The following is a 16,969-nucleotide window of genomic DNA, read 5'->3' as shown; positions in this document are numbered from 1 at the left end:
GGCTCAGTCCTGACGGCTGCCGGACTTCCACGACCAGTCACGCAGCCGCAGCTCGAAGAGGTCCTTGCGGCGGTCCTTCAGGTTGGTCACCGAGCCTTCGCTGCGCACCACCTTGAGACGCTCCAGATCGAGATCCGAGAACATGATCATCTCGGTGTTCGGCGTGGTCTCGGCCATCACCGCGTCATGCGGGAAGGAGAAGTCCGACGGCGAGAACACCGCTGACTGGGCGTACTGGATGTCGAGGCTTTCGATGGACGGCAGGTTGCCGACACTGCCGCAGACCACCACGTAGCATTCGTTCTCGATGGCACGCGCCTGGGCGCAGTTGCGCACGCGCAGGTAGCTGTTCTTGGTGTCGGTCCAGAACGGCACCATCAGGATATCCATGTCCTGATCGGCCAGCAGACGCGACAGTTCCGGGAACTCCACGTCGTAGCAGATCAGCATGCCGATGCGTCCGGCGTCGGTCTCGAACACGGCCAGCTCGTCACCGCCCTTGATGATCCAGTCGCGGCGCTCCTGCGGCGTGATGTGCAGCTTGGCCTGACGGTCGATCTCGCCATCGCGGTGACACAGGTAGGTGACGTTGTAGAGCTCGTTGTCGTCACCGATCTCGACCATGGAGCCGGCCACGATGTTGATGTTGTAGGCCACCGCCATGCGCGAGATTTCCTGCTTGAAGCGCTCGGTGAAGCCGGCGAGGTAGCGGATGCAGCGCACCGGGTCGCTCTGGTCTTCCAAAAGGCCGATCAACGGCGTGTTGAACAGCTCCGGGAAGACGGCGAAGTCACTCTGGTAATCCGACAGGGCGTCGACGTAGTACTCGACCTGTTGCAGCACGGATTCGACACTGTCGAACTTGCGCATCTGCCACTGCACGGCGCCGACGCGAATCATCGTCTTGCGGCTTTCCAGCACGCGCTCGGCGGGCTCGAACAGGATGTTGCTCCACTCCAGCAGCGTGGCGTAGCCCTGGGAATCCTCGTCTTCCGGCAGGTACTGGCGCAACAGGCGCTTGACCAGGAAGCCGTTGGCCAGCTGGAACGACAGGATGGGGTCATGGATCTCGCGACGCTCCACCTTGTCGATGTACTCGGAGGGCGAGAGCTCGGCGGCATATTCGTGGTACTGGGGAATGCGCCCGCCGGCCAGAATCGAGCGCAGATTCATCGAGCGGCACAGCTCCTTGCGCGCCTCGTACAGGCGGCGACCAAGGCGATAGCCGCGGTAGTCGACGTCGATCAGCACATCCAGACCGTAAAGCGCATCGCCATCCTCCTTGTTGAGGATGATCTCGCGCTGACCGATCAGGTCGTCGTACTTGTGCGGGTTGGAGAAGGCGTCGTAATCCACCAGCGCCGTCAGGGCGACACCGACCAGCCTGTCGCCATCCTCGATCACGATCTGGCCATCGGGGAATTCGGCGATCAGACGGTTGATGGTGTGCTCAGGCCAGGCGCCACCGATGTCGTCGTAGATGCCGTCCATCAGGCGCTTGAGCTGGGGGTAGTCTGATTCCTGCAGGTTGCGCAGGTTCAGGTGCAGGTCTTCGACGGACATCGAGACTCCTTGGAAAATGAAGAGAGGGGATCAGGGCAGGAAGTGGCTGGCGCGAAAGCGATGGGCCCCATTATTCGCGCTGTCGAGGCCGGGTGTCATCAATATCCTTTGGTCAATGACCGGCCCTGGTCACGCAACCCTCATCAATGGGTCCAACCTCGCGTCACTGCAAGGGTGAGCGAGCCTTCGCGCCTTGAGTGGCGTTCAGCGCGATGTTGAACGAATGCTCATTTTGCTTGCATTTGCGCGGCACAACGTCCAAAACATTGCCAGGGGCAGGACGCGCGCAGTGAAGTCATGCCGTTCATATCAAGCTTGAAAGACACCAGGCCCCAATGACCTCAGGCCTTAGTGACACCAGACCTCAATGACAACCAAGGAGTCCCGCATGACCCCAGTCCTCTATGAATTGCGTGGCCGTGATGACCGCCTGCGTTTCTCGCCGTTCTGCTGGCGCGCACGTCTGGCCCTGGCGCACAAGGGCATCGAGGCAGAACTCGTGCCGATGCTGTTCACCGACAAGAGCCCGATCGACTTCTGCGATTCCACCACGGTGCCGGTGCTCAAGGATGCGCACGGCGTGGCGATGGACAGCTATGACATTTTCAAGCATCTGGACGCGCATTATCCGAACGCCGGCAATGGCCCGCTGATCGGTGATGCCCAGGCGCAGGCGCGTCTGAATTTCGTCAAGGTCTATGCCGAGCAGGTCATGGCCGTCGGTTTCTTCCGCCTGGTGGCGCTGGATCTGGTGCAGGCCATTCACCCGGATGACCGCGAGTACTTCCAGAGCGCCCGTGAAGCCCGCTTCGGCATGTCCTTCGAGGAGTTCCATAACGTCGAGATCGCGCGCGGCATTCTCGACAGCGCCTTCAAGCCGCTGCGTGGCCTACTCGCCAATCAGCCTTTCATGGATGGTGATGCCCCGGCGGCGGCAGATTACCTGATCTTCGGTTTCTTCATCTGGGCCCATATCGTCTCTGACACCTCGCCCTTCGGCGAGACGGAAGACCCCAGTGATCCGCTGGTGCAGTGGCGCGAGCGCATGATGGATCTCTACGACGGCATGGCGCGCAAGGCGCCACGTGCCAGCGAGATTGCGCAGTAATCTCGCATCGGAGATGACCTTTCTCATGGCCCGAACGCTGAAGGGCGTTCGGGCCATGTCGTGCTGTTCCAGACAAGGAGCCCATGATGATCGATCTGTATTACTGGACCACGCCCAACGGCCACAAGATCACGATCTTTCTGGAGGAAGCCGGTCTCGAGTATCGCCTCATTCCGGTGAACATCAGCAAGGGTGAGCAGTTCGCGCCGGAATTTCTGGCCATCTCGCCCAACAATCGCATGCCGGCGATCGTCGATCATGCGCCAGCCGATGGCGGTGAGCCGATCTCGGTGTTCGAGTCCGGTGCGATTCTGGAGTATCTGGCCGACAAGTGCGGCAAGTTTCTGGCGCAGGAAACACGCGCCCGCAATGACGTGCTGCAGTGGCTGCACTGGCAGATGGGTGGCCTGGGGCCGATGCTGGGTCAGGTGCATCATTTCAAGCACTACGCGCCAGAGCCGGTGGAATACGCCATCGAGCGCTATCACAAGGAAGGCGAGCGCCTCTACGGCGTGCTGGAGCGCCAGCTTGCGGGGCGTGACTTCGTGGCGGGGGACGAGTTGAGCATCGCCGACATGGCCATCTGGCCGTGGCTGAAGGCCGAGAAGCAGGAGATCGATCTGGCCCGCTTCCCGGCGGTCGCCGCCTATCGCGCCCGCATCGCCGAGCGTGACGGCGTCAAGCGGGCAATGACGCGTATCGATGACATCCATCCGGCCGCCAATGTGGCGATGGATGAGGAAGCGCGCCGTCATCTGTTCGGCCAGCAATCCTGACGGGCAGTCAGTGCCGCTGTGAAGTCGTGAAGCTGTGAAATTGTAGAGCTGAGAAGTTTGAAGCAACCGTTGATCTGTCGGCCTGCAGCGCTGTCAGGCCGACAGATCAGCGGGTCCAGTCCGTCGGCACACGACGGCGGATATGGTCGAGCAGCGCGCCGAGCTTGCGCGGCGGGTGCCCGAAGGGATAGTGCAGGCTGACCGGAATCGACGCCCCCTTCCACTCGGGCAGGCAGGCCTCGAACTGTCCCGGGTGCGCCGTCGCCCGGGTGCGCACGTGGTAGTCCGGCAGCAGGCCGATACCGGCGCCGTGCGCGATATGGTCGGCATGCACCACCACGTTGTCGACCGTGAAGCGTGACGGTGGCAGGCTCAGGCGATACTCGCCTTCCTCGGGGTGATTGAGCACCAGATTGGGGTGATGGCGGTCGATCAGATTGACCCAGTCATGGGAGGTCAGCTCGCTGGGGTGCTGCGGATGGCCGTGCTGGCGCAGATAGCTGGGGTGAGCGTAGAGATGTTGCTGCTGCTGACCCAGAATCTCCTCGCGCAGCCCGGTGTCCTTGGCCGGGCCTTCCCACAGCCACAGCATCACCTGGTCGTCATCGCGTGATGGCGGCAGATGGTTGGCGGTCAGGGTCAGGCGAATGCCCGGATACTCTTCGATGAAGTCGGTCAGCACATGATTGAACCAGCCACGCAGGAAGTGCGGGTGCGCGCTGACGGTGATATCACCGCTGATCTCCTCGCGCAGTTCATCCAGCGCGATCTGCGAGCGCTCGCCCAGCGACAGCATCTGCTGGCAGTACTGATAGAACAGCGTGCCGGCCTCGGTGGGAATCAGGCGGTTGGCCTGACGATGCAGCAGTGGCTGGCCGAGCTGGTGTTCGAGATGGCTGATCCGGCGGCTGAGCGTGGACTTGGAGATACCGAGATGCTCGGCTCCTGCGCCCAGATTGCCGTAGCGCATGATGGCATCGAAGGCACTGAGGCCCTGAAATTCGTCAAGTACTGGAGGCATGACTTAGTGGCACCCGCCGCTGTTGTCTGCCGTTGAAGCGGCAAATAGCGTGAAAGAAAGCATGAAAGCAGGAATCGCGTCGTTGCTGGGGTGTGGGCCAGCGTCTCCCTGCCATTTTGGCCAGCATTGTAGCCGATCTGATCGAGTGAATGGCATACATGTGAGTGATTCGCGTTTGCCTGTAGCTGGATGCGGCAAAACATCCGCCAGCCGACGGACGTCGCTGACCAGCTTGTGGCTGGTGGCAGGCGGGCGCTGACAGGCAGCCAGCGTGCCTCAAGCAAGCCTCATGCCGCTGGCGTTCGACAAACAGGGTTGGCGGTTTCCGCGCCCCGCGCGGCAATTGCGCCCACATGAGATGCACATGGCGAGCGAGCGCGGCATCATGGCGAGATCAATGCGCAGCAGGCCTCGTCGCTGCGTCTCACTGTTCAAGGACCCTGTAGATGTCATTCGCTACCCGCTTGCGCGCCCGGGCCGCCTTGCTTGCCTCTCCGCTACGGCTTGCGTCATCAGCGCCAACGCCTTCATCAGCGCTATCTTCTTCATCAGTGCTGTTGAGGGCCGCCAGCCTGGCGGCCCCGTTGATGCTGGCACTGCTGGCCGCACCCGCTCAGGCAGACGAGCGCCCCCAGATCCGTGTCATGGCCGCCGCCTCGCTGCATGATGCGCTGGATGCCATCGAGGCACGCTACGAGCGTCTCGCCGACGTGGATATCCAGCCGGTCTACGCCTCGTCCTCGACCCTGGCGCGTCAGCTGGCCAATGGGGCTCCGGCGCAGCTGTATCTGTCGGCCAATGAGCGCTGGATGGACTGGCTGGAGCAGCAGGCCGGCATCGTCGTCACCGGCCGTCACGACCTGCTGGGCAACCGTCTCGCGCTGGTCGCGCCTGGCCCCAGCCAGCTGGACGCCAGTGTCAGCAATGCCGAGGACGTCACCGATGTGGCCGAGCGCCTCGCCGCCACCGGCAACAACACTCGCCTGGCCGTCGGCGACCCCGATCACGTGCCCGCGGGCATCTATGCGCGTCAGTCGCTGGAAGCGCTGGGGCAGTGGCAGACGCTGCGCTCGCGTCTGGCCAGCGCCGAGGACGTGCGCGCCGCGCTGGCGCTGGTAGAGCATGGCGAGGCCCCGCTGGGGATCGTCTATGCCACCGACGCCGCCATCAGCCATCGGGTGCATCAGATCGGCCTGCTGCCGGACAGCAGCCATGATCCCATCCACTATCCTGCCGCCTTGATCAGTCGTGGCGGTGATGCGCCATCGTCACAGGCCGAGGCCTTCTCGGCCTGGCTTTCCAGCAACGAGGCCGGTGCCATCTTCCATCGCTTCGGCTTCAGCACGCTCGCCCATCAGGCTCCTGCTGCGCAGCCAGAGGCCGACTAGCCGCTGGATCAGCGTCGAGGTGCCTTGCGTCATACGCTGGCATGTCATCGACAAGATGAGGCCGCTACACTGGGAGCTTGCTGTCACATCGGCGTGATCAAGGCGGGCAGGGCTGTCTGCCGGCGCTTCGCGTCACGTCATGTGCGAGAACCTGTCTTCGTCTGAGGAAGATCCATGCTGAGTGCGCTGGAATGGGAAGCCCTGAGCCTGAGCCTCAAGGTGGCTTGCGTCGCGGTCGGCCTGAGCCTGATTCCCGGTTTTGCGGCGGCCTGGTGGCTGGCGCGACGTGAGTTTCGTGGCAAGGCGCTGGTCGATGGTCTGCTGCATCTGCCGCTGGTGTTGCCGCCCGTGGTGGTCGGTTATCTGTTGCTGGTCACCTTCGGGCGCAATGGTGCCATCGGCCAGTGGCTGGCCAGGATCGATATCGTGCTGCCCTTCACCTGGCAGGGCGCGGCGCTGGCGGCGGCGGTGATGGCCTTTCCGCTGATGGTGCGCGCGATGCGCCTGTCGCTGGAGGCCATCGACCCGGGCCTGGAGGCCGCGGCCCGCACCCTGGGCGCCAACCCGCTGCGCGTGCTGTTCACGGTGACCATGCCGCTGGCGCTGCCGGGCATTCTCACCGGCGGCATGCTGGCCTTCGCGCGCGCACTGTCGGAGTTCGGTGCCACCATCACCTTCGCCGCCAATATCCCCGGCGAGACCCGCACGCTGCCGTTGGCGCTCTATACCTTGATCCAGACCCCGGGCCAGGAAGGCGCCGCGGCCAGGCTGTGCGCCATCGCTGTCGTCATCGCGATGCTGTCGCTGCTGGCCTCCGAATGGCTGGCGCGTCGCGCGCGACTGCGCATGGAGGGGCGTGATGCTTGATTTCCACCTCCATCGTCAGCAGGGCGCCTTCACGCTGGATGCCACGCTCAAGGTGCCAGCGCGCGGCGTCACGGCGCTCTTCGGGCGCTCCGGCAGCGGCAAGACCACCATCCTGCGCCTGATCGCAGGCCTCGAGCGTCCCGACCATGGCCATCTGCGCCTGGATGGCGAGTGCCTGACGGGCGGCGAGAACGATATCTTCGTGCCGGCGCATCGTCGCAGGCTCGGGGTCGTCTTCCAGGAGCCGCGCCTGTTTCCGCACTACAGCGTGCGCGGCAACCTCCGCTACGGCATGCCGCGCGCCCTGACGCCTGCCCAGCGCCAACAGAATCAGTCACGCCTGCATGAGATGGTGACGCTGCTGGGCATCGAGGACCTGCTGTCGCGCATGCCCGGCCAGCTGTCCGGTGGCGAGGCGCGGCGTGTCGCGATCGGCCGCGCCCTGCTGTCACGCCCGCGCATGCTGTTGCTGGATGAGCCGCTGACCGGCCTCGACGGCGCGCGCAAGCAGGAGCTGCTGCACTACATCGCGCGGCTGGCGCGCGAGATCGAGATTCCGATCCTGTTCGTCAGTCATGACACCCGCGAGCTGTTCGCGGTCGCCGACCGCCTGGCGCTGGTGGACAACGGCCGCATCACCGCCAGCGGCGAGATCGGTGACATGCTGTCACGGCTGGACCTGGCACCGCAGACCGGCCGCTTCGAAGCGGGCTCGCTGCTGACCGCTGAGGTGCTGTCGCACGATGATGACTGGCAGCTGACGCGTCTGGGGCTGGGCGCCGGGCTGAGCCTCAAGCTGGCGCGGCTGGCGATGCCGGTGGGGCGTCGTGTGCGACTGCGACTGCGGGCACGTGACATCAGCATCGCGCTGGAGACGCCGACCCATACCAGCCTGCGCAATGCCTTGCCGGCCGTGATCCACGAGATCGAGAGCGAGCGCGGCCACGCCAGCGCCGAGCTGGTGCTGGGCATCGCCGGCCAGCGGGTGAGGGCGCGAGTCGATCGTCTGGTCTGTCAGGAGCTGGGCCTCAAGGTCGGGCTGGGCGTCAAGGCGCTGATCTCCAGCGTGGCGCTCTCGGGCCCCGACGTGATCAGCCTGGACGCCATGGATGACGACATCCCTGTGGTGAATGCGGCCCAGCCGAGTGCGGCCCAGCCGAATGCGACACAGACAAATACCGCACAGGCCAAGGCGCCAAATGACGCAGGCTCTGCTTCGTCTGCGAGCTGATTCCGCTCGCACCGTTCGCTGATTTCTCGAATTGATGGGCTCTGGCAAGGAAACCTCTCATGCAGTTGACCCACCTGTGGCGCTATCCCCTCAAGTCCGGCGCCGCTGAGGCGCTTGAGACAGCGACGCTCGGCGAGGAAGGTCTCACGCAGGACCGCCGCTTCGTGGTGGTCGCGGCGCGAGGCAAGTTCGTCACCGCGCGTACGCATCCCCAGCTGCAGCGACTGGCCCTGCGCGAAGACGCCAGCGGCCAGTGGCGACTGTGGCATCTGGACCGCCCCGAATGCGGCAGCGTCAGCTTTGCCACCGATGACCAGGCCGAGCGTCTCGACATCCAGGTGTGGGCCGATCGGTTCACAGCCTTGAGCGTGAGCTTTGAGGCCGATGCCTGGCTGAGTGAGCAGGTCGGCATGCCGGTCAGGCTCAGCTGGTTGGGCGAGCGCTCGGAGCGCTATCGCGAGATCATCGCGCAGCGCGTCAGCGCCGCCGACGGCTTTCCGCTGTTGCTGGCCAATCAGGCTTCGTTGTCGGCGCTCAACGCCCAGACTCCGAGTGCGGACCATGGCATGGATCAGTTCCGGCCCAACCTGGTGATCAGCGGCGCCGAGGCATGGGCCGAGGATGGCTGGCAGGAAGTGCGCATCGGTGAGGCACGCTTCACGCTGGTGTCCTCCTGCACTCGCTGTGCGATGGTCAATGTCGACCCGGCGACGGGCGACAAGCGTGGCGACGGCGAGCCGCTCAAGACGCTGGCACGGGTGCGCCGCTTCGCGGATGGCCAGGTGCACTTCGGCTACAACCTCGTCGCGCTCGATCCCTCGCGCAAGCCTAGCTTGCGTGTCGGCGACGAGGTGGAAGTCATCGCCTTCAAGTGATGTCGCTGGAATCTTGCCTACAGGCCTGAACCCAAACGCCCGCCATCCTCGATGGCGGGCGTTTTCGTTCAGGGGGCGCTTGGCAAGACGGTAAGCGAGGCGCTTGGCAAGACGGTAGGCAAGTTCAGCCCGGGGGCCCGAACAGGGCAGGTTGGCCATGCGCCTCGCGCCAGACATCCAGCGCTGCACGGTGAAGCTGGCTGTGTCGCCATGCCAGCGCCTCGATATCGCGGTCATAGCCACCGCCGATCACGCAGGCCACGGCGGCGCCCGCCGCGCGACAGCGCTGGATGACATGCCGCTCGCGGTGGTAGAGGCCGCTGTCGCTCAATTCGAGATGGCCGAGCCTGTCTGCGGCATGCGGGTCGACACCGGCATCGAAGATCACCAGCTGCGGGCGTACCCGCGTCAGCACCTCTGTAAGCGTACGCTCCAGCACCGCCAGATAGTCCGCGTCGCCCATGCCCCTGGGCAAGGGCACGTCCAGATCACTTTGCTGCTTGCGCGCCGGGAAGTTGCTCTCGGCATGCAGTGACAGCGTGAAGACCCGCGGCTCGTCGGCGAAGATCAACGCCGTGCCATCGCCCTGATGCACATCGAGATCGACGATCAGCACGCGCTTCACGCCGTCTTCCAGCGCCTGATGCGCCGCCACGCCGATGTCGTTGAGCAGACAATAGCCGCTGGCGGCCTCCGGGTGGGCATGATGGGTGCCGCCCGCGGTGTTGCAGGCCAGTCCGCGCTTGAGTGCTTCGCGTACGGTGGTCAGGGTGCCGCCCACGGCCAGCACGCTGCGCTCGCGCAGTGCCTCGCTCCACACGAAACCGCTGCGCCGCTGGGCCTGCGCGCTCAGGGTGCCAGTGAGGAACTCATGCACATAGCGGCGGGTATGCACGCTGAGCAGGTCATCCTCCTCGGCGGGCTCGGGCGTCACCCAGTCGACGGCCGAGGCGCAGTCGGCCAGCTGGCGGTCGAGCAGGCGCTTGAGCACGCTGAACTTGTCCATCGGGAAGGGATGCTTCTCGGGCAGCGCGATCCGATAGCCGGGATGATGGATCAGCGCCAGCGGCGGGCAGTGGGCATCAGCGACGGGGCACAAAGTGCACCTCCTGTCCGTCGGTGGTCAGCTGGCGGATGGCGGTGGGGCGGCCGTCGCTGTCCAGATCGACCAGCCCGATGCCGCAGGCGTTCAGCAGGCGTTCGCCCTGACTAGCCGCATCGTGACGGCGCGGCGTGACACGCATGTTGCGCCGGCGTGTCAGCAGATTGAGCGGCGAGCGTGGGGCGTACAGCCAGTGATTGAGACGGTCGAGCACATCCAGCAGGCCGACCGGGAAGCGATTGCGGATGCCGCTGCTGGTGATCTGCCAGATGCTCGGGCTCGAACGGCGATGCTTGAGGCGCACGTCGTAGGCGAAGGAGTAGTGCACATCGCCGGACAGGATCACGAAGTTCTGCGGCGTGCGCGAGTGGCGGAAGATGTTGAGCATCACGCTGGCCGCGCCGCGATGCGCCATCCAGTTCTCGGCATCGACCATCAACGGCTTGCCGGCCAGCGTGAACAGCTTCTGGATGCTCTCGATCAGCTTGACGCCGAACATCGGCGCCGGGGACACCAGCACCACGGCCGGATGGCCGACCAGGCGTTGCTGAAGCTCGCTCAGCGCCTCCCAGTCCATCAGCCCCGAGGGATGCGAGAGCTTGCGCTCGCTGCGCCAGCGGCGGGTGCGCGTATCGGCCACGATCAGCGGCGGCGTGGTGTCGAGCTGATAATCCCAGCTCTCGCAGCGATGCAGGTGGGCGATCAACGCCTCCTGACGCTCGACATCGAAATGGCCGTCTGCGGCCGTGTCAGTGCCAGTCAGGGCATGAGTGAACAGCGCCCGTGTCTCCTCCAGCAGCTCCGCCAGTGGCTCCGGCCCGTTGCCGGCGGCCTGACACAGCAGATAGCCGGTCAGCGCATTGCCGATGATGCGGCGCGAGAAGGGGTGGCCATAGGCGGCTTCCTCCCAGGCGGCGCTGAGGTTCCAGTCATCGGTGACATCGTGATCATCGAAGATCATCAGGCTGGGCACATTGGCCAGCAGGCGACGAACCTGACCGAGTCCGCCACAGAAGCGCCGCAGATGGCGGGCCTCGGTGGCATGGCGCTCGCGGGTGGCGTCGTCATGGCCCTCGAGCGCAGAGGGGTCTTCCAGGGTGATGCCCAGCGCCTCCCACGGCACGTCAGACCACACCAGCAGGTACATGGCGATGACTTCCGACAGGCCGATCAGGTGGTTGTCAGCACCGGTGGAGGTGAAGATGGGCTTGCGCTTGGCACCGAAGAAACTGGCGGCCACACCTTCGTTGGCCGGCATGTCCGGCAGCAGCTGCGGGCGGTGGTAGAGATGCGAGGGGTGCTGGCGCAGCTCACGAGTGTCGGAGACCTCGGCCTCCATCAGCGTCTCCTCCGGCAACCCCAGCCCCGCGATCAGCTGATCGATCGCGCCCAGCATCGGCCCTGCGACATCGTCGGCGTAGATCTGATCGCCGGTGAACAGCATCACCTCCGGCCACTCGGCGACGCTCTCACGTCGCTCGCTCAACCAGCGATCCAGCGCCACCAGTCCGTCGCCACCCGGGCCCTTGGGCGGTGGCGTCTCAAGGCGATCGGTCGACGCAGCGTCTTCTGCACTCTGCTGCGCCTGCTGCTCGTCGTCACTCAAGCCGTGATGCGGCTTGCGGCAGCTGCCATGCGCGACACGCGTCAGGCGTGACGGCAGTCGAAAGCGCGGCAGGCTTTCACCGGGGTAGCAGATCTGAGGCGCCCAGTCGGCGATGCCCTGCCATTCGGGCGTAACTGACGATGACGCTGCCGCTTCCGTTGCCGTTGACGCTGCCGTTGCCGATGACGGCTCCGCCAGGCCCAGCTCGTAGGCGATGGCGCAGTCGGCGGGCAAGGGCGTGTCGGGATGCGCTTCGATCAACAGCAGCCAGGCATGCTCCCCCAGCGGCATCGCCAGATGCTCCGTCAGCCGACAGCTTGATGTCGTCGGCAGGCCATCCTCACCTCGCGTGGGAGGCGTCGCGTCCTGCTCCGGCAGCAGCCACACCCGCGCCTGCTGTGGGCGAGAGGTCACCAGCCACAGCATCACGCCCTCGGCGGTGACACGGCGCAATATCGGGCCTGCCAGCACGCGGGGCAGGGCAGCAGTCGGTGTGGGAGAGCCGTTGGCAGGCAGCGAAGCGGACGAAGTGGCAGACATGAAGCAGGCTCGATGGCAGGTGGAGACGGATAGCGGTCAGCTGACTATTATCAGCTGGCGCTTAACAAGCGATAGCGTAACAGGCGACGAACGCCAGCCATGGGCACAGGCGTGGGCCTGGGCCTGGGCGTATGAGTGGCTCCGTGCGTTGAGTGTGACAACTCGTCGTGGCGCGAGGTTCGCAGGCTCGCAAAGCATGCGCGAGCTAGCGTAAAGTTGGGCCCTTGAATGCACATGGCGTTCGCACAATAGCATGGGAAACCGGCATGAATGATCCATCGGCGAAGCGCCTCGTGAGTCCGCTGTCCAGGCCAGTCAACTGCGGGCACAGCTCGCGCAGCTCCATCTGGCGCAAGGTCGCCCTGGCAACGAGCCTGATCGCAACCCTGTCAGCGAGTCTCTTCAGCCCTGCGGCCCTGGCCGCCGAGGCGCCGCTGGCGACAGGCGAGCGCCACGTGCTGGCGGCCAATGACTGCCTGCCCGCACCCAGCGGGCCGGTGGTGTTGACGGTCGAGGGCGCTGTCAGCTGTGGCAATGCCGGTTCCCTGCAGGCACCGCGGGCGCGTTTCGATCTGGCGATGCTCGAAGCCATGCCGTCGCGCGTGGTGGCCACCCACACCCCCTGGACCCAGGGACGAGTCAGCTTCTCCGGCCCGCTGCTGCGCGAGCTGGTGGCGCGGGTGTCTGAAGATGCCAGGGGGCTCAAGGTGCGGGCACTGAATGACTTCGTGGCCGAGATTCCCCTCAGCGACATCGAGGACTTCGATGTCCTGCTGGCCACGCGACGCGACGGCGAGCGCATGCCGGTGCGTGACCTCGGGCCCTTGTTCGTGCTGTATCCCTTCGATGCTCATCCGGAATTGCTCAATGAGCAGGTACGCTTTCGCAGTGTCTGGCAGGTCACCGGGCTGACGCTGGAGTGAGCGAGGGCTGGCGCCTGACCCCTCAGGCGCAAGATGACATGGAGTCATGCAGTGAATCAGTCGCCGGATGAAAGATCCCCGCTTTCAGGCACCGCTGCTGATCAGTCCCTTGCTGATCAGGGCATTGCCGCGTCGGGTGTGGGCGGAAGCGGCAATTCCCCCGCGCGCTGGCCGCTGTGGCTGGGCATGGCGATCAGCATCCTGTGTCTGCTGGCCTCCATCGGCATCGGCGGCACCATCCTGCACAACCAGGTCAGTCTGGAAGACCGCACCCGCGACGACGCCGTCTGGTCGATCTACAAGCTGGATCGTGAGGCGGTCAGCCTTTCCTCCTCGATAGCGCGCTATCGCGTCGCCGGGCCAGCCGATCGTGCCAGCATCTGGAATGAGGTGCTGCAGAATTACGAGCTGCTCTACAGCCGCACCTATATCTTCCGGCGGGGGGATTTCCAGCGCCACCTGATGACCCTGCCGGCCGTGCCGCTGCTGGCCGATGAGTTGATGAGCCAGATCGAGTATCTCGATCTGCGGCTGGAAAAGTGGCGGCATGGCCCGGTGTTCGAGGGCACGGGCCCGGTGCAGGGCGCTCAGGCTGACGACGCTTCCGCAGACATTGACGCTGCACAGCGCTCCCAGGTGCTGGGGCCCGAGGGTCGCGAGGCGGCGGAGTTCCAGCAGCTGAGCGATGCGCTGGGCGATACCACCCAGACGCTGTTGTTGCGGGTACGCGCACGCCTGGCCGAGGAGCTGGCCCACGAGCGCCAGAGCCGCGACAGCCTGGTGCAGCTGATGTTGCTGCTGCTGGCGCTGATGCTGCTGGCCACCTTGATGGTCTGCCGTCAGGTCTGGCTGCAGGCCCGCGGGCGTGAACAGGCCCGCCTGCAGATGCTGGCGATGTCGTCGGCCCTCAAGCACGAGGCGGCGCGGGCCGAACAGGCCAGTCGCGCCAAGTCCGAGTTTCTGGCCACCATGAGCCACGAGATTCGTACTCCGCTCAATGGCGTGATCGGCATGAGCGAGCTGTTGCTGGCCGAACCGCTGCAGAGCAGTGCGCACCGCTATGCCAGCAGCCTGCGCGACAGCGGCGAAGTGCTGATGGGGCTGGTGGATGATGTCCTCGACTTCTCCAAGATCGAGGCCGGCAAGCTCAGCGTCGAGCGACGTCCCTTCGAGCTGCACACGGCCATCGATGGCGTGATCGACCTGCTGCTGCCGCAGATGGACAGCACGCGCATCGTCTTCGATGACCGCCGCTCCGCCCAGCTGCCCGAGCAGGTCATGGGCGATTCGGTGCGTCTGCGTCAGGTGCTGCTCAATCTGCTCTCCAATGCCTTCAAGTTCACCGAGCAGGGGCGTGTCTGTCTGCTGGTCGAGGCATTGCCGGCTGGGCGCGTGCGCTTCGAGGTCGATGACACCGGCATCGGAGTCAGTGAAGAACAGGCCGCCCAGCTGTTCGAGCCCTTTACCCAGGGTGATGCCTCCACTGCGCGTCGCTTTGGCGGTACCGGACTCGGGCTTTCGATCTCGCGGCGGCTGGTCGAGCTGATGGGCGGGCGACTGGGCCTCAAGCAACGCCCGGGCAAGGGCGCCTGCTTCTGGTTCGAGCTGCCGCTGCCACGCGCCGCGGCGCTCAAGCGACCGGCCTTCACCTCCGCGCCTCTGCCGCTCAGCCGTGGCGAGCATGTTCTGGTAGTCGACGACAATCACATCAATCGCGAAGTGGCCCACTCCATGCTCAGTGGCCTGGGCTACACGGTGACGACGGTCGACAGTGGCGAGGCGGCGCTGGCGTGGTATGCGCGCCAGCGCGATACGGTGCTGGTGCTGCTCGACCTGCGCATGCCGGGACTGGATGGCTTTGCGGTGGCGCGGCGTTGGCGCGCCATGGAGCACAGTGACAGGCGTGCGCCGAGCCTTATCGTCGCGATGACGGCCAATGTGGCGGCGGGGGAGCGTGCGCGCTGCCTCTCGGCGGGCATGAACGACTTCCTGTCCAAGCCGATCCGGCGTCAGCAGCTCGCCAGCATGCTGGCGCGCTGGCAGTCGGGCAGCCAGGACCTCGGCGAATGGCGCGTCAATGCCCTCGCCAGCACCCAGCCCTTCGATCCGATCAACTATTCCCCTACCACCGAGCGACCGCCCCACTTCGAGGCACCGCCGGAAACCGGTGAGGCACTCGCGCGTGCGGCGTCACTGTTGGCATCACTCGATTCCCCCGCTGCGCGGCGTCGCATGATCCATGAGGCCCAGGCGCGTGCCACCGAGGCCGAGGCTGAAGCTGAAACTGAGACTGAAGCTGAAGCTGAAGCAGACAAGGTCAGTGAGCCGTCGGCGGCTGGCCCCATCGAGCGGCGTGAGCCTGAGGGCAAAGGCGAGAGCGAAGGCGAGGGCGAACGGGAACGGGAAGGGGCAGAAGGGGGGCACACGCGCATGAACACAGGGGAGTCGTGGACATCTGGCGGCTCAGCGGCGGAGCTTGCACAGGCCGCGACGCCTGCGCTGCGGGATGAACTGGATGCCGACAGCATCGCGGCCCTCGAGGCGGCCTTCGAGGAGCAGCTAGAGCAGCAGTCCCAGCGCCTGTCACGGACGGTGGATCATATGGACCTGAAGCAGTTGCAGCATGAAGCCCATCTGCTCAAGGGCAGCGCCGCCACCCTGGATCATGACCTGCTGCGCGATGCCGCCCTGCAGCTGGAGCTGCTGCTGGCATCCGACACGCCGCGCACCCGCATCGAGGCCGCGGTGGCGGCGCTGCTGGCCGAGATTCGTGATCACCGCATCGCCCACGATGCCGGTCAGGCCTGGCGCTAGCACAGCCTGGCGCCAGCACAGTTTGGCGCCAGCAAAGCCGCCCTCGGCCAGATACATCACCTCAGGCATCACCTCAGACATCAGCTCAGTGCTGGCGGCGGCGCAGTTCGCGTTCCACCAGCGTCACGCCGGGCGTGGTCTGGCCCTGAATGCCCTGCAGCGCCAGCGTCAGCGTCGCATCGGCGATCTGCTGGTGACGCTGGGGCAGTGAATGGATCGGCAGCGGCAGGAAGTCGAGCAGGCGGTCGTCGCCGAAGCTGGCCATCGCCTTGGGCGGATTGGCCGGCGGCCCCTCGGCGAACAGCACATCAAGCACGCCATCCATCAGGGTGTAGGAGGCGGTGACGATGGCGTCCGGCAGCGGTGAATGGCGGAGATGCTCGGTCAGCGCCGCCGCGCCTGCCTCGCGCTCGTAACGCGCGGCATGCAGGGTGGTGGCCTCAAGCTCGCTGCTGCCGGTGCGCTGCTGATAGTGCGCCAGCGCCGCCTGCATGCCGCTGGCGCGCGCCCGTGTGATATCGATCTCCGGCAAGGCATCCAGCCACAGCAGTCGCTGCGGCGCGTGTTCCAGCACGGCTTCGGTCAGCTCGCGGGCGGCATCTTCATTGTTGCTGACCACGCTGGCGAAGTGGCGCGTATCCAGCGCGCGATCGACACCGATGACCGGGAAGCCATCCAGCGCCAGTTCGCGGTAGAAGGGGTCGTCGGGGGACAGGCAGCTGGCGGTGATCAGCGCATCGACCCGCCGCGCCTTGAGCATGCGCGCCAGCTCGCGCTCGGTTTCCGGCTCATCGTCGGAGCAGACGATGAACAGCTGATAGTCGCGCTCACGTGCCCCACGCTCCAGCAACTTGGCCAGGCGGGCATAACTGGCGTTCTCCAGGTCCGGCAGCATGAAGCCCAGCGTGCGGCTTTCGCCACGCCGCAGCGCGGCTGCCTGGGCATCGATCCGATAGTGATGACGTTGTACCACCGCCATGACGCGCTCGACCGTCTGGGGGCTGATACGTCGTGCCTGTGCCTGCCCATTGACCACATAACTGGCGGTGGTGCGTGAAACGCCTGCAAGACGCGCGATTTCTGCCAGGGTCATGCCACTGTCCTTGCTGGAAAGGGGGAACGGGATCTGCGTGCTCCATGTGCGAGGAATGATGC

The 16,969-nt window shown here is 65.4% G+C and carries 13 protein-coding genes; 8 read left to right on the top strand and 5 right to left on the bottom strand.

The genetic code is table 11. The features are described from left to right. Positions 1-3: 3 nt before the first annotated feature. A complete protein-coding gene (locus tag U0O11_RS14375; RefSeq protein ID WP_279831993.1) occupies positions 4-1,563 on the bottom strand; it encodes a carbon-nitrogen hydrolase family protein in 1,560 nt (519 codons plus the stop codon). Between the two features lie 388 nt (positions 1,564-1,951). Between U0O11_RS14375 and U0O11_RS14370 the strand changes: the two genes are divergently transcribed. Further along, positions 1,952-2,671, top strand: coding sequence for a glutathione S-transferase N-terminal domain-containing protein (locus tag U0O11_RS14370; RefSeq protein WP_166020010.1), 720 nt, complete (start codon positions 1,952-1,954; stop codon positions 2,669-2,671). Between the two features lie 86 nt (positions 2,672-2,757). Then, the gene (locus tag U0O11_RS14365) at positions 2,758-3,447 is read left to right on the top strand and encodes a glutathione S-transferase C-terminal domain-containing protein (RefSeq protein ID WP_279836812.1); all 690 of its coding nucleotides are present in this window, start codon (positions 2,758-2,760) and stop codon (positions 3,445-3,447) included. Between the two features lie 106 nt (positions 3,448-3,553). Here the strand turns inward: U0O11_RS14365 and U0O11_RS14360 are convergent, their stop codons facing one another. Next, positions 3,554-4,468: a LysR family transcriptional regulator gene (locus tag U0O11_RS14360; RefSeq protein ID WP_279836811.1), complete on the bottom strand. Its 915-nt coding sequence runs from the start codon at positions 4,466-4,468 to the stop codon at positions 3,554-3,556. Positions 4,469-4,914: 446 nt separating this feature from the next. Between U0O11_RS14360 and modA the strand changes: the two genes are divergently transcribed. The 4 genes from modA (at position 4,915) to U0O11_RS14340 (ending at position 8,829) form a co-directional block, all read left to right on the top strand. Further along, positions 4,915-5,856, top strand: coding sequence for a molybdate ABC transporter substrate-binding protein (gene modA, locus U0O11_RS14355; RefSeq protein WP_279836810.1), 942 nt, complete (start codon positions 4,915-4,917; stop codon positions 5,854-5,856). Between the two features lie 174 nt (positions 5,857-6,030). Then, complete coding sequence (modB, locus tag U0O11_RS14350; protein WP_054555674.1) at positions 6,031-6,723, top strand: molybdate ABC transporter permease subunit; 693 nt, start codon at positions 6,031-6,033, stop codon at positions 6,721-6,723. Further along, positions 6,716-7,954 carry a molybdenum ABC transporter ATP-binding protein gene (gene modC, locus U0O11_RS14345; RefSeq protein WP_279836809.1) on the top strand — a complete coding sequence of 413 codons (1,239 nt, stop codon included), beginning with the start codon at positions 6,716-6,718 and terminating at the stop codon, positions 7,952-7,954. The genes modB and modC overlap by 8 nt, the downstream gene beginning before the upstream one ends. A 59-nt stretch (positions 7,955-8,013) precedes the next feature. After that, a complete protein-coding gene (locus U0O11_RS14340) occupies positions 8,014-8,829 on the top strand; it encodes an MOSC domain-containing protein (RefSeq protein WP_153636483.1) in 816 nt (271 codons plus the stop codon). Between the two features lie 124 nt (positions 8,830-8,953). Here U0O11_RS14340 and U0O11_RS14335 read toward each other — a convergent pair whose 3' ends face one another. Both U0O11_RS14335 and U0O11_RS14330 read right to left on the bottom strand, forming a co-directional pair. Further along, positions 8,954-9,928, bottom strand: a complete 975-nt coding sequence (locus U0O11_RS14335; protein WP_242007690.1) for a histone deacetylase family protein — start codon at positions 9,926-9,928, stop codon at positions 8,954-8,956. Next, entirely contained in the window at positions 9,912-12,077 is a 2,166-nt protein-coding gene (locus tag U0O11_RS14330; RefSeq protein ID WP_279836807.1) for an alkaline phosphatase D family protein, read from the bottom strand. Before U0O11_RS14330 ends, U0O11_RS14335 begins: the two co-directional genes overlap by 17 nt. A 266-nt stretch (positions 12,078-12,343) precedes the next feature. On the opposite strand from U0O11_RS14330, the gene U0O11_RS14325 reads away from it, so the two are divergent. Continuing rightward, the gene (locus U0O11_RS14325; RefSeq protein ID WP_279836806.1) at positions 12,344-13,000 is read left to right on the top strand and encodes an oxidoreductase; all 657 of its coding nucleotides are present in this window, start codon (positions 12,344-12,346) and stop codon (positions 12,998-13,000) included. Positions 13,001-13,051: 51 nt separating this feature from the next. Further along, positions 13,052-15,814, top strand: coding sequence for an ATP-binding protein (locus tag U0O11_RS14320; protein ID WP_279836805.1), 2,763 nt, complete (start codon positions 13,052-13,054; stop codon positions 15,812-15,814). An 85-nt stretch (positions 15,815-15,899) separates the two neighbouring features. Here U0O11_RS14320 and cra read toward each other — a convergent pair whose 3' ends face one another. Further along, entirely contained in the window at positions 15,900-16,907 is a 1,008-nt protein-coding gene (cra, locus tag U0O11_RS14315) for a catabolite repressor/activator (protein WP_279836804.1), read from the bottom strand. Positions 16,908-16,969: the final 62 nt, after the last annotated feature.

Origin of the sequence: Cobetia sp. D5 (assembly GCF_035666195.1) — a bacterium.
Taxonomy (GTDB): domain Bacteria; phylum Pseudomonadota; class Gammaproteobacteria; order Pseudomonadales; family Halomonadaceae; genus Cobetia; species Cobetia amphilecti.
Note: the sequence above shows the minus strand (reverse complement) of the source record. Positions and strands in the feature narration are given on the sequence as shown.

Coding starts and splice junctions, on each gene's coding strand:
- U0O11_RS14375 (WP_279831993.1), bottom strand. CDS start 1,563: ATGTCCGTCGAAGACCTGCACCTGAACCTGCGCAACCTGCAGGAATCA.
- U0O11_RS14370 (WP_166020010.1), top strand. CDS start 1,952: ATGACCCCAGTCCTCTATGAATTGCGTGGCCGTGATGACCGCCTGCGT.
- U0O11_RS14365 (WP_279836812.1), top strand. CDS start 2,758: ATGATCGATCTGTATTACTGGACCACGCCCAACGGCCACAAGATCACG.
- U0O11_RS14360 (WP_279836811.1), bottom strand. CDS start 4,468: ATGCCTCCAGTACTTGACGAATTTCAGGGCCTCAGTGCCTTCGATGCC.
- modA (WP_279836810.1), top strand. CDS start 4,915: ATGTCATTCGCTACCCGCTTGCGCGCCCGGGCCGCCTTGCTTGCCTCT.
- modB (WP_054555674.1), top strand. CDS start 6,031: ATGCTGAGTGCGCTGGAATGGGAAGCCCTGAGCCTGAGCCTCAAGGTG.
- modC (WP_279836809.1), top strand. CDS start 6,716: ATGCTTGATTTCCACCTCCATCGTCAGCAGGGCGCCTTCACGCTGGAT.
- U0O11_RS14340 (WP_153636483.1), top strand. CDS start 8,014: ATGCAGTTGACCCACCTGTGGCGCTATCCCCTCAAGTCCGGCGCCGCT.
- U0O11_RS14330 (WP_279836807.1), bottom strand. CDS start 12,077: ATGTCTGCCACTTCGTCCGCTTCGCTGCCTGCCAACGGCTCTCCCACA.
- U0O11_RS14325 (WP_279836806.1), top strand. CDS start 12,344: ATGAATGATCCATCGGCGAAGCGCCTCGTGAGTCCGCTGTCCAGGCCA.
- cra (WP_279836804.1), bottom strand. CDS start 16,907: ATGACCCTGGCAGAAATCGCGCGTCTTGCAGGCGTTTCACGCACCACC.